Below are 17,312 nucleotides of genomic sequence, written 5' to 3'. Positions count from 1 at the left end.
GGCTCCGGCTTCGGCTCTGGCTCGGGTCGGGGTCAGGCGCCCATCACCCCGTCGAGGCCGGCGACGACCTCGCGGAGGCGGGGGCGGACCTCGTTCAGGAGAAATTCTGGCGAGGCGATCACCGTCGGCGCGCCGCAGTTGATGACCATCGGCGGCAGGCCGCCGCCCGGCCGGAAGCCGAGCGCGATGGCGCTGACGTTCTCCTGCCAGTCGCCGAAGGACGGGCTGCAGCCCAGCCGCTCGTGGTCCTCGAGCGCCCGGGCGAGGGCGGCCTCGGTCTTCGGCCAGGCGAGGGGGTCGAGCATCTTCAGCTCGTGGCAGAGGCGGTCGCGCTCGACCGGCGTCAACGCGGCGATGAAGGCGCGGCCCATCGAGCTGCGCGTCATCGACAGGCGCGAGCCGACGTCGATGTTGAGGGCGATCGCCGCCGGGCCGCGGGCGATCTCGACGTAGCGCATCGACAGATTGTCGCGCACGCCGAGCCCGACCGAGGCGTTGGAGAGATTGGCGAGTTCGCGCATCGCCGGTCGGGCGATCTGGCGCACGCTGAGCCCGCCCAGCGCCACCGTGCCGAGCGCCATCAACCGGCTGCCGAGCCGGTACTTGCCGACGTCCTCGACGAAGTGGAGATAACCGAGCTTGGTCAGCGTGTAGGTGAGCCGCGTCACCGTCGAGCGCGGCAGCCGGCAGCGTTCGGCGATCTCGTGGTTGGCGAGCCAGGTCTCGCCGGGACGGAAGGCCGAGAGCACGTCGAGCCCCCGCGCCAGCGCGGTGACGAAATGGCGGTCTTCCCTGGACGGGTCGTCCGGGTCCGCCGCATCGGTGAGGTGTTCCGTCATGTCCGGCCTCTCGTTTCGATGGTCGCGTCGGTCTTGTGCCACGACGGGCTCACGAAGGCGACGCGGTCGCCGCCGCCGCGTCGTTCGCGCCGCGCCGGCGGAAGAAGGCGGCGAAGGCCGCCTGCGCCTCGGGGCCGCGCCTCAGCGCGTGGAAGACCTCGGCCTCCCGCATCATGGCCGCCCGCACCTCGTCGGCGCTCGCCGCCCCCATCAGCCGCTTGGTGGCGGCGAGGGCCGCCGGCGACAGGCGGGCGAGGGCTTCGGCCCGATCGAGCGCCGTCGAGAGCGCCTCGCCGCGCGGCACGACGGCGTTGACGAGGCCGGCCTCGCGCGCGGCGTCCGCGTCGAAGGCCTCGCCGAACATCAGCAGCGCGCGCGCCCGCTTCGACCCGGCGGCGCGGGCGAGGAGCAGGCTCGACCCGCCCTCCGGACAGAGGCCGAGCGGCACGAAGGGCAGACGGAACGTCGCCCCGGCGCCGGAGTAGGCGAGGTCGAAGTGGAGCAGCATGGTGGTGCCGATCCCGACCGCGACACCCTCGATCGCCGCGATCGCCGGCTTGGGGAAGGCGACGAGCCGGCCGAGGAAGGTCAGGCCGGGGCTCGGCTGGCCGGTCTCGGCGGTGTCGCGGAAGTCGGCGAGATCGTTGCCGCTGGTGAAGTCGCCGCCGGCGCCGGTCACCACCACGGCGCGGACCTCGTCGTCGGCCGCCGCCGCGTCGAGGGCGTCGCCGAGGGCGCGATAGGTGGCGCGGTCGAGCGCGTTCTTCCGCTCCGGGCGGGCGATGGTGACGAGCCGCACGCCGGGGCGCGGGGTGTCGACCTGGATCGTCGGCGACATGGGCAGTTGCTCCTCCGGTCGGGCGGTCAGGGCGTCGCCGCGGACGGCTTGCCGTCGCGGGCGAAGTAGAGATCGTGCAGGCGGTCGAGATCGACTTCCGCCGCCGGGCTCGAGAAGGCGACGCCGCCGGCGCGCATCAGGTGGACGTCGTCGGCGACCGACAGCGCCACGTTGGTGTTCTGCTCGATCAGCACGATGGTGGTGCCCTCCTGCTTCAGCCGGGCGATGATCGAGAACACCTCCTTGACCATCACCGGCGCGAGACCGAGCGACGGCTCGTCGATCAGCAGGATGCGCGGCTCGGCCATCAGGCCGCGGCCCATCGCCACCATCTGCGCCTCGCCGCCCGACAGCGACCCGGCCGCCTGATGCCGCCGCTCCTTGAGGCGCGGGAAGAGCTCGTACATGCGCTCGAGATTGCTCGCGAGGTGCGGCCGGCAGCGCTTGGGGAAGGCGCCGAGGCAGAGGTTCTCCTCCACCGTCATGTCGCGGAAGATCAGTCGCCCCTCCGGCACCATGACGAGGCCGTCGGCGGCAAGGTCCCAGGTCTTGCCCCGCAGCGGCCGGCCGTCGAGCAGGATCTCGCCGCGGTGGGGGGCGAGGCCGGTCAGGGCGCGCAGCAGCGTCGTCTTGCCGGCGCCGTTGGGGCCGACGATGGCGGTCAACGCCCCGTCGCGGAAGCCGATGGTCAGGTCCCAGAGGACGGTGATCGCCCCGTAGCCGGCACCGAGGTTGCGGGTCTCGAGCATCAGTGGGCTCCTCCGGTGTAGCTCTTCACGACATCCGGGTCGCGGAAGACCTCGTCCGGGGTGCCGTCGGCGATCAGGCGGCCGAAGTCGAGCACCACGGCGCGCGAGCAGAGGTTCGAGATCGTCTCGATGTCGTGCTCGACGATGACGATGGTCAGGCCGTAGAGCGCGTGCAGCTCGCGCAGCTTCAGCATGAAGAGATGCTTGGCGCGGCTCTCGAGCCCGGCCAGCACCTCGTCGAGCAACAGCACGCGCGGGCGGATGGCGAGCGCCTTGGCGATCTCGAGGCGCTTCAGCTCCTGCAACGCCAGCGACGTCGCCGCGTCGGCGTCGGCCTTGTGGGCGAGTTCCATCACCGTCAGGATCTCGTCGATCCGCGCCGGTTCGTGCCGGCCGGCACCGAAGACCTGCGCCACCTCGAGGTTCTCGCGCACCGTCAGCCGCTGCATCGGCTGCGGGATCTGGAAGGTGCGGCCGATGCCGACCCGGGCGCGCTGGTGCAGCGCCGTCGCCGTGATGTCGCGTCCGTCGAAGCGGATGCGGCCGCGCGGCCGGACGAGGCCGGAGATGGTGTTGAAGAGCGTGGTCTTGCCCGCGCCGTTTGGACCGACGAGACCGAGGATCTCGCCCTCCGCCACGTCGAAGGAGACGTCCGTCAGGGCGGCGAGGCCGCCGAAACGCACCGAGACGCCGTCAAGTCGCAGCATGGCGACGCCCTCCCGCGAACTTTCCGAAGAGACCGTCGACCAGCCCGGCGATGCCGTTGGGGGCGATCAGCACCATGGCGGCGAGGACGAGACCGAGCAGGATCTCGTGGCCGACCGGGATCAGGCTCTTCGCCACCAGCTGGTCGAAGAGATAGATCACCACGGCGCCGAAGATCGGCCCGAACACGGTGTGATAGCCGCCGAAGATCGCGGCGATGATCGGCATGACGCTCCAGGTGCCGCCGAAGGCGTAGTCGGGTTCGAGGAAGCCGATCACATGCGCGTTGAGGGCGCCGAAGACGCCGGCCATGAAGGCCGAGAGGATCAGCATCCACGCCTTGAGGCGGATGCTGTCGACGCCGACGACGCGGGTGGCGACCTCGCTCTCGGCGATCGCCCGGAGCGCGGTGCCGACGTGGCTGCGCCGGATCGCGACATAGACCGCGGCGAAGACGGCGAGCACGGCGAGGACCACGAGGTAGGAGCCGGTGCGGGTCGAGAGATCGAAGCCGAAGACCGTCGGCAGCGTCGGATAGCGCTGGAGCCCCGCCGCACCGCCGGTGATCGGCGTCGCCTCGGTCGCGAGGATGCGGAAGATCTGCGCATAGGCGAGGATCGCCAGCGCGAAATAGGGCCCCGACAGCCGCAGCGTCGGCAGCATGGTCAGCGCGCTCGCCGAGGCGATCAGCCCGCCGAGCGGCACGGCCAGCGCCACCGGCACGCCGAGACGCGCCGAGAGGAGGGCGGAGCCGTAGGCGCCGACCCCGAAGAACGCCGCATGGCCGAAGGAGACCATGCCGCCGAGATTGCCGAGCAGCGCCCAGGAGAGCGCGAGGCCGGAGAGCACGAGCGCCGAGACGAGCAGGCCGAGCGCATAGTTGCCGAGGCCGAGCACGATCGGCGCCGCGGCGACGACGAGAAGCGCCGCCCCGGCGAGGAGCACGGTCGTGTTCGGCCCGGAGGAGACGGGTTTCGCGGACATGGAGCCCCTTTCAGCCGCGCCGGGCGCGGGCACCGAACAGGCCGTTCGGAAGGAAGAAGAGGACGAGCAGGAAGAGCACCATCCCGGCGAGTTCCTGCAGAGCGGAGCTCGCCAGCGTCACCGTCAGCGCCTCGGTGACGCCGAGCAGGATCGCGCCGAGGAAGACGCCGGGGATCGAGCCGACGCCGGCCAGGACGGTGACGATGAAGGCCTTGACGGTGAAGGCGTGGCCGACCGCCGGCTGGACCACGCTCATGGTGTAGAGCGCGATGCCGGCGAAGGAGGCGAGCGCGCCGGCGACCAGGAACGACACGGTCTCGATGCGGGCGGGATCGATGCCCATCAGCGCCGCCGCCGCGCGGTCGGAGGAAACGGCCCGCACCGCACGGCCGTACCAGCTCTTCTTCAACCACCACCACAGCACCGTCATCAGCAGCAGCGAGACACTGAAGGCGACGATCTCGCCCTTCATGGCGAAGAGATCGCCGAAGGAGATCGCGTCCTGCAACAGCGGCGAGGAGGTGGAGCGGACGTCGGAGGCGAAGACCAGCAGGATCGCGTTGGTCAGCACGATGCCGACCGCGAAGGTGAGGATCAGCGAGTTGAGTTCGCGATGCTCGCGGATCCGGTCGATCGCCTTGAAGACCACCCAGCTCAGCGACACCACCACCACCAGGGCGAGGGGGATCGCCGCCCACGGGTTCAGGCCGAAACGGTTCTCGACCACGTAGGCCATGTAGGCGGCGAGCAGCACCAGTTCGCCGTGGGCGAGGTTGATGATGCGCATGGCGCCGAACGTCACCGCCAGACCGAGCGCGACGAGGGCATAGACGCTGCCGACGAGCACGCCCGAGAAGACGGCCTGCAGAACGAGTTCGAACATGATGCCTCGAGGGGTCTGCGGAACGGGGCGGACGCGGCGCCGGGGAGGGCGCCGCGACGAGGACTCACCAGGGCAGGGCCGGATAGGCGAGCGGGCCGGTGGCGGCGGCCTTCGGCGAGACGAGCACGATCTTGCCGTCGCGATGCTGGCCCATCGACAGCGCGAAGTTCGGGTTGTCGCCGGTGGCGTCGAACTGGATGCGGCCGAGGATCGACGGCCGGTCGGTCTTGCGCATCTCGTCGGGCAGGCCGCCCTTGTCGAGGGTGCCGGCGTCGCCGGAGCGCACGATCGCCTCGCACAGCGCCATGGTCTCGACGTAGGCGAGCGAGGAGAGATACTCGATCTCCTTGCCGAACATCTTCTTGTAGGCCTCGGCGAAGTGCCGGCCCTCCTCGCTCTTCACCTCGACGGGGAAGGGCAGGAACGAGGTGCCGACGACGTTGTTCATCAGGTCGGGGAATTCCTGGTACATCTTCGGCGTGGCGAGCGACCAGGCGCCGACGATCAGCTTGACGTCCGGCTTCAGCACCTTGGCGGCGCGGACGATGCCGACGTAGTCGTTCTCGTAGGCCGACATCATGATGATGTCCGGCTTGTCCTGGACCTTGATCTTGTTGACGATCGGCTTGAAGTCGGTGATCGCCGGATCGAACTTGTGGACGGTCACCTTGATGCCCTTGGCGGAGAGCTCCTTCTCGAGCCCTTCGGCGAGCAGGGCCGGGGCCTCCTTGGTCGAGGAGACGATCGACACCGCCGTCGGCTTCAGCTCGGTCAGGAGACCGGCGATGCCGCGCTGATAGCCGGCGTTGTTGTTGATGCGGAAGAAGGTCTTCAGCCCGCGCGCCGTCAGCTCGTCGGAGACGGCGCCGGCGGTGATGTAGGTCTTGCCGAGCTTGTCGGAAGCGTCGGAGGCCGGGCCGACGATGTTCGAGCCGTAGCCGCCGATGATCGCCGTGGCGCCGGAGGCGGCGAGCTTCTCGACCGCCGAGACCGCCTTGGCCGGGGTCGATTCGTCGTCGATCTCCTCGACCTCGAAGCGCCAGCGCGGCTGGGCGGCGTTGCAGGCCTCGAGCGCCACGCGCATGCCCTCGTCGAAGGCGTGGCCGGAGCGGGCGAGCGAGCCGGTCAGCGGCATGTGGGCGCCGATGACGATCTTGGTGGCGGACTGGGCGTGTCCGGCGGTGGCACCGACGGCGCCGAGCGCCAGACCGAGAGCCGCGGACACCAGGGCATTGCGGACCATTTCTTCCCTCCAGAGGTTTTCTCGCGAAGGGGGTGCGGAACCGCTGCCGCCGCGACCGCGCCTCGAGGCGTCGTCCGCGGCACCCGTTCCGGCGCCTCCCGAGTTCGCGCGGGTCGGTCCCCGCGTCGTTTCCTGTCCGTCGGTCGAGCGACGGTCGCCCATCGAGTGCCACGGCCCCGGAAGCTTGTCAACAAAATGCAGTCCAGCATTCCGCACAGCAGAATGATTTGTTCGCAAATGGCGCCATCGGTACAGCAACCCGCTTGACAACCCCGTCTGCGTCCCGCATTTCATCGAAACAACGAAAATTTGCGGTTTTCAATTCCGCTATGCAGAACAAAAATCGGGGAGGACGCATGGGTACGGTCTCGAGGCGGAACGTCGGCTCCGTCGCGCTTCTCGTCATCGACAATCCGCCCGTGAACGCGTTCTCGGCGCGGTTGCGCGGCGATCTCGTCGCTGCGATCGCCGCCGCCGAGGTCGATCCCGCGGTGCGGGCGATCGTGCTTGCCGCCGCCGGCCGAACCTTCGTCGCCGGCGCCGACATCACCGAATTCGGCAAGCCGCCGATCCCGCCGTCGCTGCCCGACGTCCTCGCCCGCATCGAAGCTTGCGCCAAGCCCGTGGTCGCGGCGCTGAACGGTGCGGCGCTCGGCGGTGGTTTCGAACTGGCGCTCGCCGCCCATGCCCGCGTCGCCGCACCCGCCGCGACCGTCGGTCTCCCCGAGATCAGGCTCGGCCTCCTGCCCGGAGCCGGCGGCACGCAGCGTCTGCCCCGCCTGGTCGGCGCGGCGAAGGCCTTTTCCATCATGCTCTCCGGCGCTCCGGTCGAGGCCGGCAAGGCCGCCGCCCTCGGTCTCGTCGACGCGGTCGCAGACGGTGATCTCGTCGAGGCCGCCGTCGCTCTGGCGCTCGAGATCGCCGATCGTGGCGAACCCCGCCGTCTCTCCGCGGCGGTGCGTGCTCCCGACGCCGACGATCGCGCCGCCTTCGAGGCCGCCGCCCGCGAGGCGCTGGCGAAATCCCCCGACGCGCCGAACGTCGCCGCTCTGGTGGAATCCGTGCGCGCCGCGCTCGACCTGCCCTTCGCCGAGGGGCTGGCGCTGGAACGCGCCCGCTTCACAGCGCTGCTGCGCGATCCGCGCTCGAAGGCGGCGCGTCATCTCTTCTTCGCCGAGCGCGAGGCGGCCCGTGTCCCCGGTGTCGGCAAGGACGATCGTCCGCGCACCATCGCCCGCGCCGCGGTGATCGGCGCCGGCACCATGGGCGGCGGCATCGCCATGTGCTTCGCCCAGGCCGGCATCCCCGTCACGGTGATCGAGACCAAGCAGGAGGCGCTCGACGCCGGCCTCGCTCGCGTCCGCGCCAATTGGGAGACCTCGGTCAAGCGCGGTTCGCTCGATCCGGTGACGCTCGAGGCGCGTCTGGCGCTGATGACCGGCGCCGTCGGGCTCGAGGCGGCGGCCGAGGCCGACGTGATCGTCGAGGCGGCCTTCGAGGAGATCGGCGTCAAGGAGGAGATCTTCCGCGCTCTCGACCGCATCGCCAAGCCCGGCGCCATCCTCGCCACCAACACCTCCTATCTCGACGTCGACACCATCGCCGGTTTCACGTCGCGGCCGCAGGACGTGATCGGCCTGCACTTCTTCTCGCCCGCCAACGTGATGCGCCTGCTCGAGATCGTGCGGGCGGCGAAGACCGCGCCCGACGTCATCGCCACCGCGCTCGACCTCGGTCGCCGGCTGGCCAAGCTGCCGGTCGTCGTCGGCGTCTGCCACGGCTTCGTCGGCAACCGCATTCTCGCCAAGCGCTCCGCCGCCGCCGAGCGGCTGCTGCTGGCGGGTGCTCTGCCGCACGAGATCGACGACGCCGTCACCGGCTTCGGCTTCCGCATGGGCCCCTTCGCCATGGCCGATCTCGCCGGTCTCGACATCGGCTGGCGCACCCGCAAGGCGACCGGCGGCAGGGCACCCGTCGCGGATGCCTTGTGCGAACAGGGCCGCTTCGGCCAGAAGACCGGGCGCGGCTTCTACCTCTATCCCGCCGGCGCGCGGAAGGGCGAGCGCGACCCGGAAGTCGAGGCGCTGATCCTCGGCCTCTCCGAGACGCACGGCGTCACCCGCCGCGGCTTCTCCCCCCGCGAGATCGTCGCGCGGCTCTTCTATCCGATGGTCAACGAGGGCGCGAAGATCCTGGAGGAAGGGATCGCCGCCCGCTCGAGCGACATCGATCTCGTCTGGATCAACGGCTACGGCTGGCCGGCCACGACCGGTGGCCCGATGCACTGGGCCGACCGCGTCGGCCTGTCGACCATCGTCGCGGCCCTCGACGAGATGGCCGACGAGAGCGGCGACGAGAGCCTGCGCCCCGCCGCGCTGCTGCGCCGCCTCGCCGACGAGGGCGCGACGTTCGCCGGCCCCGCCGCGCCCGACGTGCCGCTCTGGCGCCGTCATTTCCCCTCCGCCTGCGACTGGGACGCGCCGCTCGAGATCGGCACGTTGCCGGAACTCCTGTCCAAGGGCGCCGCGCTCGGCGGCGATCGCCCGGCGATCGACTTCCGTGGTCGCACGCTCTCCTACCGGGAGCTCTCGACTCGCGTCGAGAGGCTGGCGAGCGGCCTTGCCCGCGCCGGCCTGCGGAACGGCGACGCCGTGGCGCTCCTCCTGCCCAACACGCCGTGGCATCCGATCGTCTTCTTCGCGGTGACGCGGCTCGGCGCCCGCATCGTCGCGCTGAGCCCGCTCGACGCGCGGCGCGAGGTTGCCCACAAGCTCCATGCCACCGGCGCGAAGTGGCTCGTCACCACCAATCTCCCCGGTCTCCTGCCGCAGGCGCTCGACCAGCACGCCGACGGCGCCGTGCCGCGCGTCCTCGTCGCCGACGATGCCGTCTGGGGGCCGGGCGAGACGGCGCCGCTGCCGATGCCGGAAGGCGAGGGCATCGCCGATCTCGCGGCCTTCTTCGACGACGCGCCGCTGGAGGTTCCGCCGCCGAAGGCCGACGACATCGCCGTGCTGCAGTTCACCGGCGGTACGACGGGAACGCCGCGCGCCGCCATGCTGACCCACGGCAACCTGACCGCGGCGGTCGCGATGTACCGCCTGTGGCAGGACGGCGAGCGTCCGCTGGTGCCGGGCGAGGAGAGGGTGGTTGCGGTGCTGCCGCTCTTCCACATCTACGCCCTGACGACCGTGCTGCTGCGCCACCTGCGCGACGGCAACACGCTCCTCCTGCGCCAGCGCTTCGACGTCGAGACGCTGGTCGCCGACATCGAGACCGGCCGTGCGACGCAGTTCTCCGGCGTGCCCACCATGTGGGTGTCGCTGCTCGCGCGTCCCGGCGTCGAGACGGTCGACTTCTCCTCGCTCAAGTCCTGCGTCTCGGGTGGCGCGCCGCTGCCCTTCGACGTTCAGGCGCGGATCGAGAAGCTCGTCGGCACCCGCCTCAACAACGGCTGGGGCATGACCGAGACGGCGCCGGCGGGCTCGCGCGTGCCGGCCTCCGTGCCGCGTCGGCCCGGGCTGATCGGCATTCCGCTGCCGGGGCTCGCGATGCGCATCGTCGGCCTCGACGATCCCTCGCGCGCGGTCGAGCCGGGCGAGGTCGGCGAGATCGCCATTCGTGGCCCCAACGTCTTCGCCGGCTATCTCGGCGACCCGGCGGGCACCGCGGCGGCCTTCCGCGACGGCTGGTTCCTCACCGGCGACATCGGATCGATGGACGCGCGCGGTCTCTTCGAGATCGTCGACCGGCGCAAGAACATGATCATCTCGTCGGGCTTCAACGTCTATCCGGCGGCGATCGAGAACGCGATCCACGAGCATCCCTCCGTCGAGGAGGTGATCGTCATCGGCGTCGCCGATCCCTATCGCGGCCAATCGGCCAAGGCCTTCGTCAAGCTCCGCCGCGGCGCGCCCGCGCCGTCGCTCGACGAACTCGTTGCCTTCCTCGCCGACCGCCTTGGCCGCCACGAGATGCCGCGCGACCTCGAGATCCGCGAGGCGCTCCCGAAGAGCGCCACCGGCAAGCTCCTGGCGCGCGAACTGATCGCCGAAGAAGCGGCCAAGGCCCCCCCTGCCGCCGCCGGCACCGAAGCCCTCTGAGGAGAAGACCAATGGTCGACGTCGTCGTCGTTTCGACCGCGCGCACCGCCATCGCCAAGGCGGGACGCGGCGCGCTCAACCTGACCCGTGGCGCCGCCATGGGCGCCCACGTCATCCGTGCGAGCCTCGATCGCGCCCGCCTCGAGGGTGGTGAGGTCGAGGAGGTGATCCTCGGCTGCGGCTATCCGGAAGGCGCGACCGGCGGCAACGTCGCCCGCCACGCCGCCCTGCGGGCCGGCGTCGCCGTCACCGCGAGTGCCGCGATGGTCTCGCGCTTCTGCGCCTCCGGCCTCGAGGCGGTCGCCGCCGCCGCCGGCCGCATCGCCCGCGACGGCGTGCCGGTCGCCGTGGCGGGCGGGCTCGAGTCGATCACGCTCACCCAGCCGGTCGATCGCGAACTCTATCGCGACCCCTGGCTCACGGCGGAAAAGCCCTCCGTCTACACCTCGATGATCGAGACCGCCGACATCGTCGCAGCGCGCTACGGCGTCACCCGCGAGGCGCAGGACCGCTTCTCGCTGGAGAGCCAGAAGCGCACGGCGGAAGCGCAAGCGGCCGGCCGTTTCGACGCCGAGATCGTGCCGATCACCGTCGAACAGGCGGTGACCGACAAGGCGACCGGCGAAACGACGCGGCGCACCGTGACGCTCGCCCGCGACGAGGGCAATCGCCCCGACACCACCTACGAAGGGCTGGCGGCGCTGAAGCCGGTGCGCGGCGACGGCCAGTTCGTCACCGCCGGCAATGCCAGCCAGCTCTCCGATGGCGCCTCCGCCTGCGTGCTGATGTCGGGCGGCGAGGCCGCGCGCCGCGGGCTCGAACCGCTCGGCGTCTTCCGGGGCTACGCCACGGCGGGCTGCGAGCCCGACGAGATGGGCATCGGTCCGGTCTTCGCCGTGCCGCGCCTGCTCGAACGGCAGGGGCTGAAGGTCTCCGACATCGGCCTGTGGGAGCTCAACGAGGCCTTCGCCTCGCAGTCCCTCCATTGCATCGACCGCCTCGGGCTCGATCCGGCGATCGTCAATGTCGACGGCGGCGCCATCTCGATCGGCCATCCCTTCGGCATGAGCGGGGCGCGCCTCGTCGGTCACGCCCTGATCGAGGGACGGCGGCGCGGCGTGCGTTTCGCGGTCGTCACCATGTGCATCGCCGGCGGCATGGGTGCGGCCGGCCTCTTCGAAATTCATCCGGGAGCGAACTGATGGACCTGCGCTTCACGCCCGAGGAGATCGCCTTCCGCGAGGAAGTCCGCTCCTTCTTCCTGACCGAGATCCCCGCCGAGATCCGCGCCAAGGTGTCGGAAGGCCGCAAGCTCGACCGCGCCGACTACGTCACCTCCCAGCGCATCCTCAATGCCAGGGGCTGGGCGGTGCCGCACTGGCCGGTAGCCTGGGGCGGCAAGGACTGGACCGCGGTCCAGCGCTACATCTTCATGGAGGAGCTGATGCAGGCGGCGGTGCCGCTGCCCTTGCAGTTCAACTGCTTCATGGTCGGCCCGGTCATCGCCCAGTTCGGCAGCGAAGACCAGAAGAAGCGCTTCCTGCCGCGCATCGCCAATCTCGACGACTGGTGGTGCCAGGGCTTCTCCGAGCCGGGTGCGGGCTCCGACCTCGCCTCGCTGAAGACCCGCGCCGTGCGCAAGGGCGACGTCTGGGTCGTCGACGGCCAGAAGACCTGGACGACGCTCGGCCAATATGCCGACTGGATGTTCTGCCTCGCCCGCACCGATCCGACCGCCAAGAAGCAGGCCGGCATCTCCTTCCTGCTGATCGACATGAAGTCGCCCGGCATCACCGTGCGGCCGATCATCACCATCGACGGTCGCCACGAGGTCAACGAGGTCTTCCTCGACAACGTCGAGGTGCCGGTCGAGAACCTCGTCGGCGAGGAGAACAAGGGCTGGGACTACGCCAAGTTCCTGCTCGCCAACGAGCGCACCGGCATCGCCCGCATCGGCATGTCGAAGGAGCGCATCCTGCGCATCAAGCGGCTGGCGCCGCAGGTCCCCGCCGGCGACGGCACCATGTGGGACGATCTCGACTTCCGCTCGCGCCTCGCCGCGGTGGAGATCGAGTTGAAGGCGCTCGAGATCACCCAGATGCGGGTGGTCGCCGCCCAGGCGACGCGCGATCCGTCGAAGCCCGATCCGGCCTCCTCGATCCTCAAGCTGCGCGGCTCGGAACTGCAACAGGCGACGACCGAGCTGCTGCTCGAACTCGCCGGCCCCGCTGCGATGGCCGGTGCGCCGATCGACGTCGGCGTCAACGATCTCGACGCCCCCTTCGCCTGGGCCGACACCGCGGCGCCGGTCTATCTCAACACCCGGAAGGTCTCGATCTACGGCGGATCGAACGAGATCCAGCACAACGTGATCGCCAAGGCGATCCTCGGCCTCTGAGGAGCGGAACCCATGGATTTCGATCTGACCGAAGAACAGACCCTCCTGAAGGACACCATCGAGCGCTGGGCCGCCGATGCCTGTCCGACCCTCGAGGCGACGATCGCGGCGCGCGCCGAGCCGGCCGGCTTCTCGGCCGCGCACTGGGCCGAACTGGCCGACCTCGGCGTGCTGGGCCTCCCCTTCGCCGAGCCCGACGGCGGCTTCGGCGGCGGCCCGCTGGAGGTCGGTCTGGTGATGGAGGCCTTCGGCCGCCGCCTCGCGCCCGAGCCCTTCCTGGCTTCGATCGTCGTCGCCGGCGACGTCCTGCGTCGCGGCGCGAACACTGCGCAGCGCGCGGCGATCCTGCCGGCGGTGATCGCCGGCACCTCGCGGCCGATCCTCGCCCATGGCGAGGCGCAGGCGCGTTTCGATCTCTTCGACGTCGCCACGACCGCGACGAAGACCGCCTCGGGCGGCTGGCGCCTCGACGGCCGCAAGACCGTGGTCGAACACGGCGGCAGCGCCGATCTGCTGATCGTGAGCGCCCGCACCTCGGGCAGCCGACGCGATCCGGACGGCATCACGTTGTTCCTGGTGCCGGCCGACCTCGCCGGCCTGCGGGTGGTGGCGCGTGCCGCGCAGGACGGCGGCCGCACCGCCGACGTCTCGCTCGACGGCGTCGAAGTGCCGGCCGACGCCGTGCTCGGCCCGATCGGCGGCGGCTTCGACCTCGTCGAACGGGCGCACGAGGCGGCGATCGCCGCCATCGCCGCCGAGGCGATCGGCTCGATGGAGGCGCTGACCGACCTCACCGTCGAATACCTGCGCACCCGCAAGCAGTTCGGCGTGGCGATCGGTTCGTTCCAGAGCCTGCAGCACAAGGCGGTCGACATGTTCGTCGCCCTCGAACAGGCCCGCTCGATGGCGCTCTACGCCGCCATGATGGTCGACGCCGAGGACGCCGAGGAACGCCGTTCGGCGATCTCCGCCGCCAAGGTGCAGATCAACAAGTCGGCCCGCTTCGTCGGCCAGACCGCGGTGCAGCTGCACGGCGGCATCGGCATGACGATGGAGTATCTCGGCGCCCATCACTTCCGCCGTCTGGCGATGATCGAGATCGCCTTCGGCGACACCGCCCATCACCTCAAGCGCGTGGCGCTCGCCGGCGGGCTCGTCAGGGCGAGCTGACGAAACGCGCACGAAGTCCCGACCCCGTCGGCTCGTCGCGGAGGCCCTTCATCCTGAGGTGCGAGCGTCAGCGAGCCTCGAAGGGCGAAGGGCCGAGAGGCACGGTCCGTCGACGACTTCGCCCTTCGAGGCCCGACCCTGTGGTCGGGCACCTCGGGGTGAAGCCGAACAGAGATCGGCGAAATCCCTTCGGCCCCAAGGACGAGGCCTCCCATGACCGACACGCAGACGACCTTTCCGCCGCTGGCGGGCTTCGCCGCCCATCTCGGCCTCTCGATCGCCGGCTGGACCGAGGACGGGCCGGAGCTGGTGCTCGACATCGCGCCCCATCACCTCAACCGCAACGGCGCGGTGCACGGCGGCGTCGTCCTGTCGATGCTCGACAGCGTCTGTTCGCTCGCCGGCGTCCGCCTCGTCGACGGGCAACTCGCCGGCCGCGTCGTGGCGGTGCAGCTCTCGACCAACTTCGTCGCGCCGGGGCTGACCGGCCGCCTCCGGGCGCGCTCGCGCATCCGCGGCGGCGGGGCGAAGACCCTCCACGTCGAGGGCGAGGTGGTCGACGAGGCCGGCGCCACGATCGCGATGGCCACCGGCGTCGTCCGCCGCATCCGCGACGACGCGGGCGGCATGGCCCGCGCCGGAGACGACGCATGACGACGCTCGCCGCGGCGCCCGCGCGCGCCTCCGCCGACGGGCACTTCCACACCCGGATCACCGACCTCTTCGGCATCCGCCATCCGATCCTCGCCGGCGGCCTGCAATGGTTGGCGAACGCCGACTATGTCGCCGCGGCGGCGAAGGCCGGGACGATGGGCTTCATCACCGCGGCGAGCTTCGCCGACGACGCTTCGCTCGTCGCCGAGATCCGCCGCTGCCGCGATCTCGTCGAAGGGGCGCCCTTCGGCGTCAACGTCTCGATGCTGCCGAAGATCGCGCCGCAGGAGCGGGTCGAGGCGATCATGCGGGTGATCGTCGCCGAGAAGGTCGCCTTCGTGGAGACCTCCGGCCGCAGCCCGGCCGAATGGGTCGGCCCGCTGCACGAGGCCGGCGCCCGGATCATCCACAAGGTGCCGGCGGTGCGTTACGCCGAGAGCGCCGCGCGGGCGGGCGTCGATGCGGTGTCGATCGTCGGCTACGAATGCGGCGGCCACCCCGGCATGGAGCTGATCGGCACCTTCGTCCAGGCGGCGCAGGCGGCGAGCCGCCTGACCATCCCCTATTGCATCGGCGGCGGCGTCGGCCACGGCGCGCAGATCGCCGCGGCGCTCGCCATGGGCGCCGACGGCGTGGTGATCGGCACCCGCTTTCTGGTGGCCGAGGAACTGTGGGCGCATCCCGACTTCAAGGCGCGGGTGGTCGCGGCACGGGAGACCGACACGATGCTGGTGCTCCAGTCGCTGCGCAACACCATCCGCATTCTGCGCAACGACACCGCCGAGGCGGTCGCGGCGATCGAGGCGCGCGGCGAGGGGAGCACCGAGACGCTGCTGCCGCTGGTCGCCGGCCGGATCGGTCGCGAGGCCTACAGGACCGGCGACACCACCCGCGGCGCTCTCTCCATGGGCCAGGCGCTCGCCTTCGCCGACAGGGTCGAACCGCTCGGGCGGATCGTCGAGCGCCTGATCGCCGAGGCCGAGGCCGCCGTCGGCCGCCTCGTCGCCGCTCACGCGCCGTAGGACGAGATCAGGTTCGCCGAGAGCAGGAACTCCGAAGAGAAGACGCCGCGGACCAGCGGTTCGAGCGTCGGCGCCCGAGTCGTCGCCTCGACCATGCGGCGGCGGGCGGCGACCGCCTCCTCGATCGTCACCGCGCGGAAGCGGACCGGCGCGCCGGGGCGGCGCTGCGCCATGCGACCGAGGTCGGCGCCGATCACCGTGGCGATCTTCGGATACCCCCCCGTCGGCTGACGGTCGGCCATCAGCACGAAGGGCAGCCCCGACCCCGGCACCTGGATGGCGCCGTGGGCGACTCCGTCGGAGACGATGTCGTGGCCGCGGGCGTGGGCGAGCGGCTCGCCGTCGAGCGCATAGGCCATGCGGTCGGAGCGCGGCGAGACGGTCCAGTCGCGGGAAAGGAACGCCGCGATCTGGTCCGGCGCGAAATGGTCGGCCTGCGGCCCGAGGACGACGCGGATGTCGCCGTCGTCGGGGGCGGGCGCGTCGAGGAGGCGCATCGTCCCGGCGACCGTTCCGCGTGGGTCAGGCACGCCGAGGCGGTCGCCGGGACGCAGGGCGCGGCCGTCGAGACCGCCGAGCCCCGAGCGGGCGTGGGTGGCGAGGGAGCCGAGCACCGGCACGAGATCGAGCCGCCCGGCCGGCGCCAGATAGGCCCAGGCGCCGCCGGGACCGGGGCGGACCGCCAGCCTGGCGCCGGGCTCCAGCCGTAGGACGCAGGCATCGGGCAGCGCGGAGCCGTCGAGCTTGACGTCGAAGCCGGGCGCGACGATCGCGACGTCGATCGCGCCGTCCTCCGCCGTCGCCTCGAAGCCGCCGAGCGAGATCTCGATCAGGCCCGCGCCCGCCGGATTGCCCACGGCGCGGTTGGCGAGCGCGAAGGCGATCGGGTCCATCGGCCCGGCGACGGTGACGCCGAAGCGCAGGCTGCCGTGGCGGCCGCCGTCCTGGACGGTGACGCCGGGGCCGGCGGAAAGGACATGGAGCCGGGTCGGGAGCCGGGTCATCGGATCGCCTCCGCGCGGGCGACGACCTCGCCCGCCGCGACGCGCGCCTCGAGGGCGGCGAAGCGGGCGGCGTCGATCGGCTCGAAGGCGATCTCGTCGCCGGCGGCGACGAGGAAGGCGGGGTCGCGATCGGGCACGAACAGGCGTTCGGCCGAACGTCCGAGCACCCACCAGCCGGTCGGCATCGGGAAACTCGCCACCGCCGCCATGCCGCCGCCGATCATCACCGCATTGGCGGGATGCGGCGGGCGCGGCGCCGGCCTGCGGGCGACGCGCAAGGGTTCGGCGAGGCCGCCGAGATAGGCGAAGCCGGGGGCGAAGCCGTACATGTGGACGCGCAGCGGCGTCGCCGCGACGAGGTCGATGACCGCGGATGGCGTCATCCCGATGCGCGCGGCGATCTCGGCGAGATCCTCGCCGTGCGGCGGCTCGAACGACAGCGGCAGATGCCAGCGCGTCGCCGCGCGGACGGTGACCTCGGCGCTCGCCTCGAGGTCGATCAGGCGTTCGATCAGCGCGTCGCGGCCGATCGTCAGCGGCTCGTAGTGGACGGCAAGGGAGCGGAAGGTCGGCACCGTCTCGATCACGCCGGCGAGCGCCGCCGTCGTCACCGCCGCATCGAGCGCCAGCACGCGCTCGTTGATCGCCGGATCGACGTCGTCGCCGAACTCCACGACGAGCATGCACTCGCCGCTGTCGAGAAAGCGCAAGGGGACCATG

15 protein-coding genes are annotated in these 17,312 nt (G+C 71.3%); 6 read left to right on the top strand and 9 right to left on the bottom strand.

What is annotated here, in order from left to right; genetic code table 11:
- Positions 1-32: 32 nt before the first annotated feature.
- The 7 genes from ACT53U_RS17355 to ACT53U_RS17325 all read right to left on the bottom strand — a co-directional run bounded on the left by ACT53U_RS17355 (position 33) and on the right by ACT53U_RS17325 (position 6,241).
- Complete coding sequence (locus ACT53U_RS17355) at positions 33-839, bottom strand: IclR family transcriptional regulator (protein WP_476157058.1); 807 nt, start codon at positions 837-839, stop codon at positions 33-35.
- Positions 840-888: 49 nt separating this feature from the next.
- The gene (locus ACT53U_RS17350; protein WP_476157057.1) at positions 889-1,677 is read right to left on the bottom strand and encodes an enoyl-CoA hydratase-related protein; all 789 of its coding nucleotides are present in this window, start codon (positions 1,675-1,677) and stop codon (positions 889-891) included.
- A 26-nt stretch (positions 1,678-1,703) separates the two neighbouring features.
- The gene (locus tag ACT53U_RS17345; protein WP_476157056.1) at positions 1,704-2,426 is read right to left on the bottom strand and encodes an ABC transporter ATP-binding protein; all 723 of its coding nucleotides are present in this window, start codon (positions 2,424-2,426) and stop codon (positions 1,704-1,706) included.
- Complete coding sequence (locus ACT53U_RS17340; RefSeq protein ID WP_476157055.1) at positions 2,426-3,133, bottom strand: ABC transporter ATP-binding protein; 708 nt, start codon at positions 3,131-3,133, stop codon at positions 2,426-2,428. The genes ACT53U_RS17345 and ACT53U_RS17340 overlap by 1 nt, the downstream gene beginning before the upstream one ends.
- The gene (locus tag ACT53U_RS17335) at positions 3,120-4,115 is read right to left on the bottom strand and encodes a branched-chain amino acid ABC transporter permease (RefSeq protein ID WP_476157054.1); all 996 of its coding nucleotides are present in this window, start codon (positions 4,113-4,115) and stop codon (positions 3,120-3,122) included. The genes ACT53U_RS17340 and ACT53U_RS17335 overlap by 14 nt, the downstream gene beginning before the upstream one ends.
- A 10-nt stretch (positions 4,116-4,125) precedes the next feature.
- Complete coding sequence (locus tag ACT53U_RS17330; protein WP_476157053.1) at positions 4,126-4,998, bottom strand: branched-chain amino acid ABC transporter permease; 873 nt, start codon at positions 4,996-4,998, stop codon at positions 4,126-4,128.
- 64 nt (positions 4,999-5,062) lie between these two features.
- Positions 5,063-6,241: an ABC transporter substrate-binding protein gene (locus ACT53U_RS17325; protein WP_476157052.1), complete on the bottom strand. Its 1,179-nt coding sequence runs from the start codon at positions 6,239-6,241 to the stop codon at positions 5,063-5,065.
- Positions 6,242-6,597: 356 nt separating this feature from the next.
- On the opposite strand from ACT53U_RS17325, the gene ACT53U_RS17320 reads away from it, so the two are divergent.
- From ACT53U_RS17320 to ACT53U_RS17295, 6 genes are all read left to right on the top strand, one after another.
- A complete protein-coding gene (locus tag ACT53U_RS17320) occupies positions 6,598-10,344 on the top strand; it encodes an AMP-binding protein (RefSeq protein WP_476157051.1) in 3,747 nt (1,248 codons plus the stop codon).
- Between the two features lie 11 nt (positions 10,345-10,355).
- Complete coding sequence (locus ACT53U_RS17315; RefSeq protein WP_476157050.1) at positions 10,356-11,546, top strand: acetyl-CoA C-acyltransferase; 1,191 nt, start codon at positions 10,356-10,358, stop codon at positions 11,544-11,546.
- Positions 11,546-12,742, top strand: coding sequence for an acyl-CoA dehydrogenase family protein (locus tag ACT53U_RS17310; RefSeq protein WP_476157049.1), 1,197 nt, complete (start codon positions 11,546-11,548; stop codon positions 12,740-12,742). The genes ACT53U_RS17315 and ACT53U_RS17310 overlap by 1 nt, the downstream gene beginning before the upstream one ends.
- A gap of 12 nt (positions 12,743-12,754) precedes the next feature.
- Complete coding sequence (locus tag ACT53U_RS17305; RefSeq protein ID WP_476157048.1) at positions 12,755-13,912, top strand: acyl-CoA dehydrogenase family protein; 1,158 nt, start codon at positions 12,755-12,757, stop codon at positions 13,910-13,912.
- Positions 13,913-14,125: 213 nt separating this feature from the next.
- Positions 14,126-14,566 (top strand): PaaI family thioesterase, encoded by a 441-nt coding sequence (locus ACT53U_RS17300; protein WP_476157047.1) that lies wholly within the window; start codon positions 14,126-14,128, stop codon positions 14,564-14,566.
- Positions 14,563-15,588: an NAD(P)H-dependent flavin oxidoreductase gene (locus tag ACT53U_RS17295; RefSeq protein WP_476157046.1), complete on the top strand. Its 1,026-nt coding sequence runs from the start codon at positions 14,563-14,565 to the stop codon at positions 15,586-15,588. The genes ACT53U_RS17300 and ACT53U_RS17295 overlap by 4 nt, the downstream gene beginning before the upstream one ends.
- Here the strand turns inward: ACT53U_RS17295 and ACT53U_RS17290 are convergent.
- Positions 15,576-16,592, bottom strand: coding sequence for a 5-oxoprolinase subunit C family protein (locus ACT53U_RS17290; RefSeq protein WP_476157045.1), 1,017 nt, complete (start codon positions 16,590-16,592; stop codon positions 15,576-15,578). The two genes, ACT53U_RS17295 and ACT53U_RS17290, sit on opposite strands and share 13 nt — an antisense overlap.
- The gene (locus ACT53U_RS17285) at positions 16,589-17,311 is read right to left on the bottom strand and encodes a 5-oxoprolinase subunit B family protein (protein ID WP_476157044.1); all 723 of its coding nucleotides are present in this window, start codon (positions 17,309-17,311) and stop codon (positions 16,589-16,591) included. Before ACT53U_RS17285 ends, ACT53U_RS17290 begins: the two co-directional genes overlap by 4 nt.
- Position 17,312: the final 1 nt, after the last annotated feature.

The sequence above is a fragment of the Pinisolibacter sp. DMC19 genome (assembly GCF_056313985.1).
This window is presented reverse-complemented; position numbering and strand designations above follow the sequence as displayed.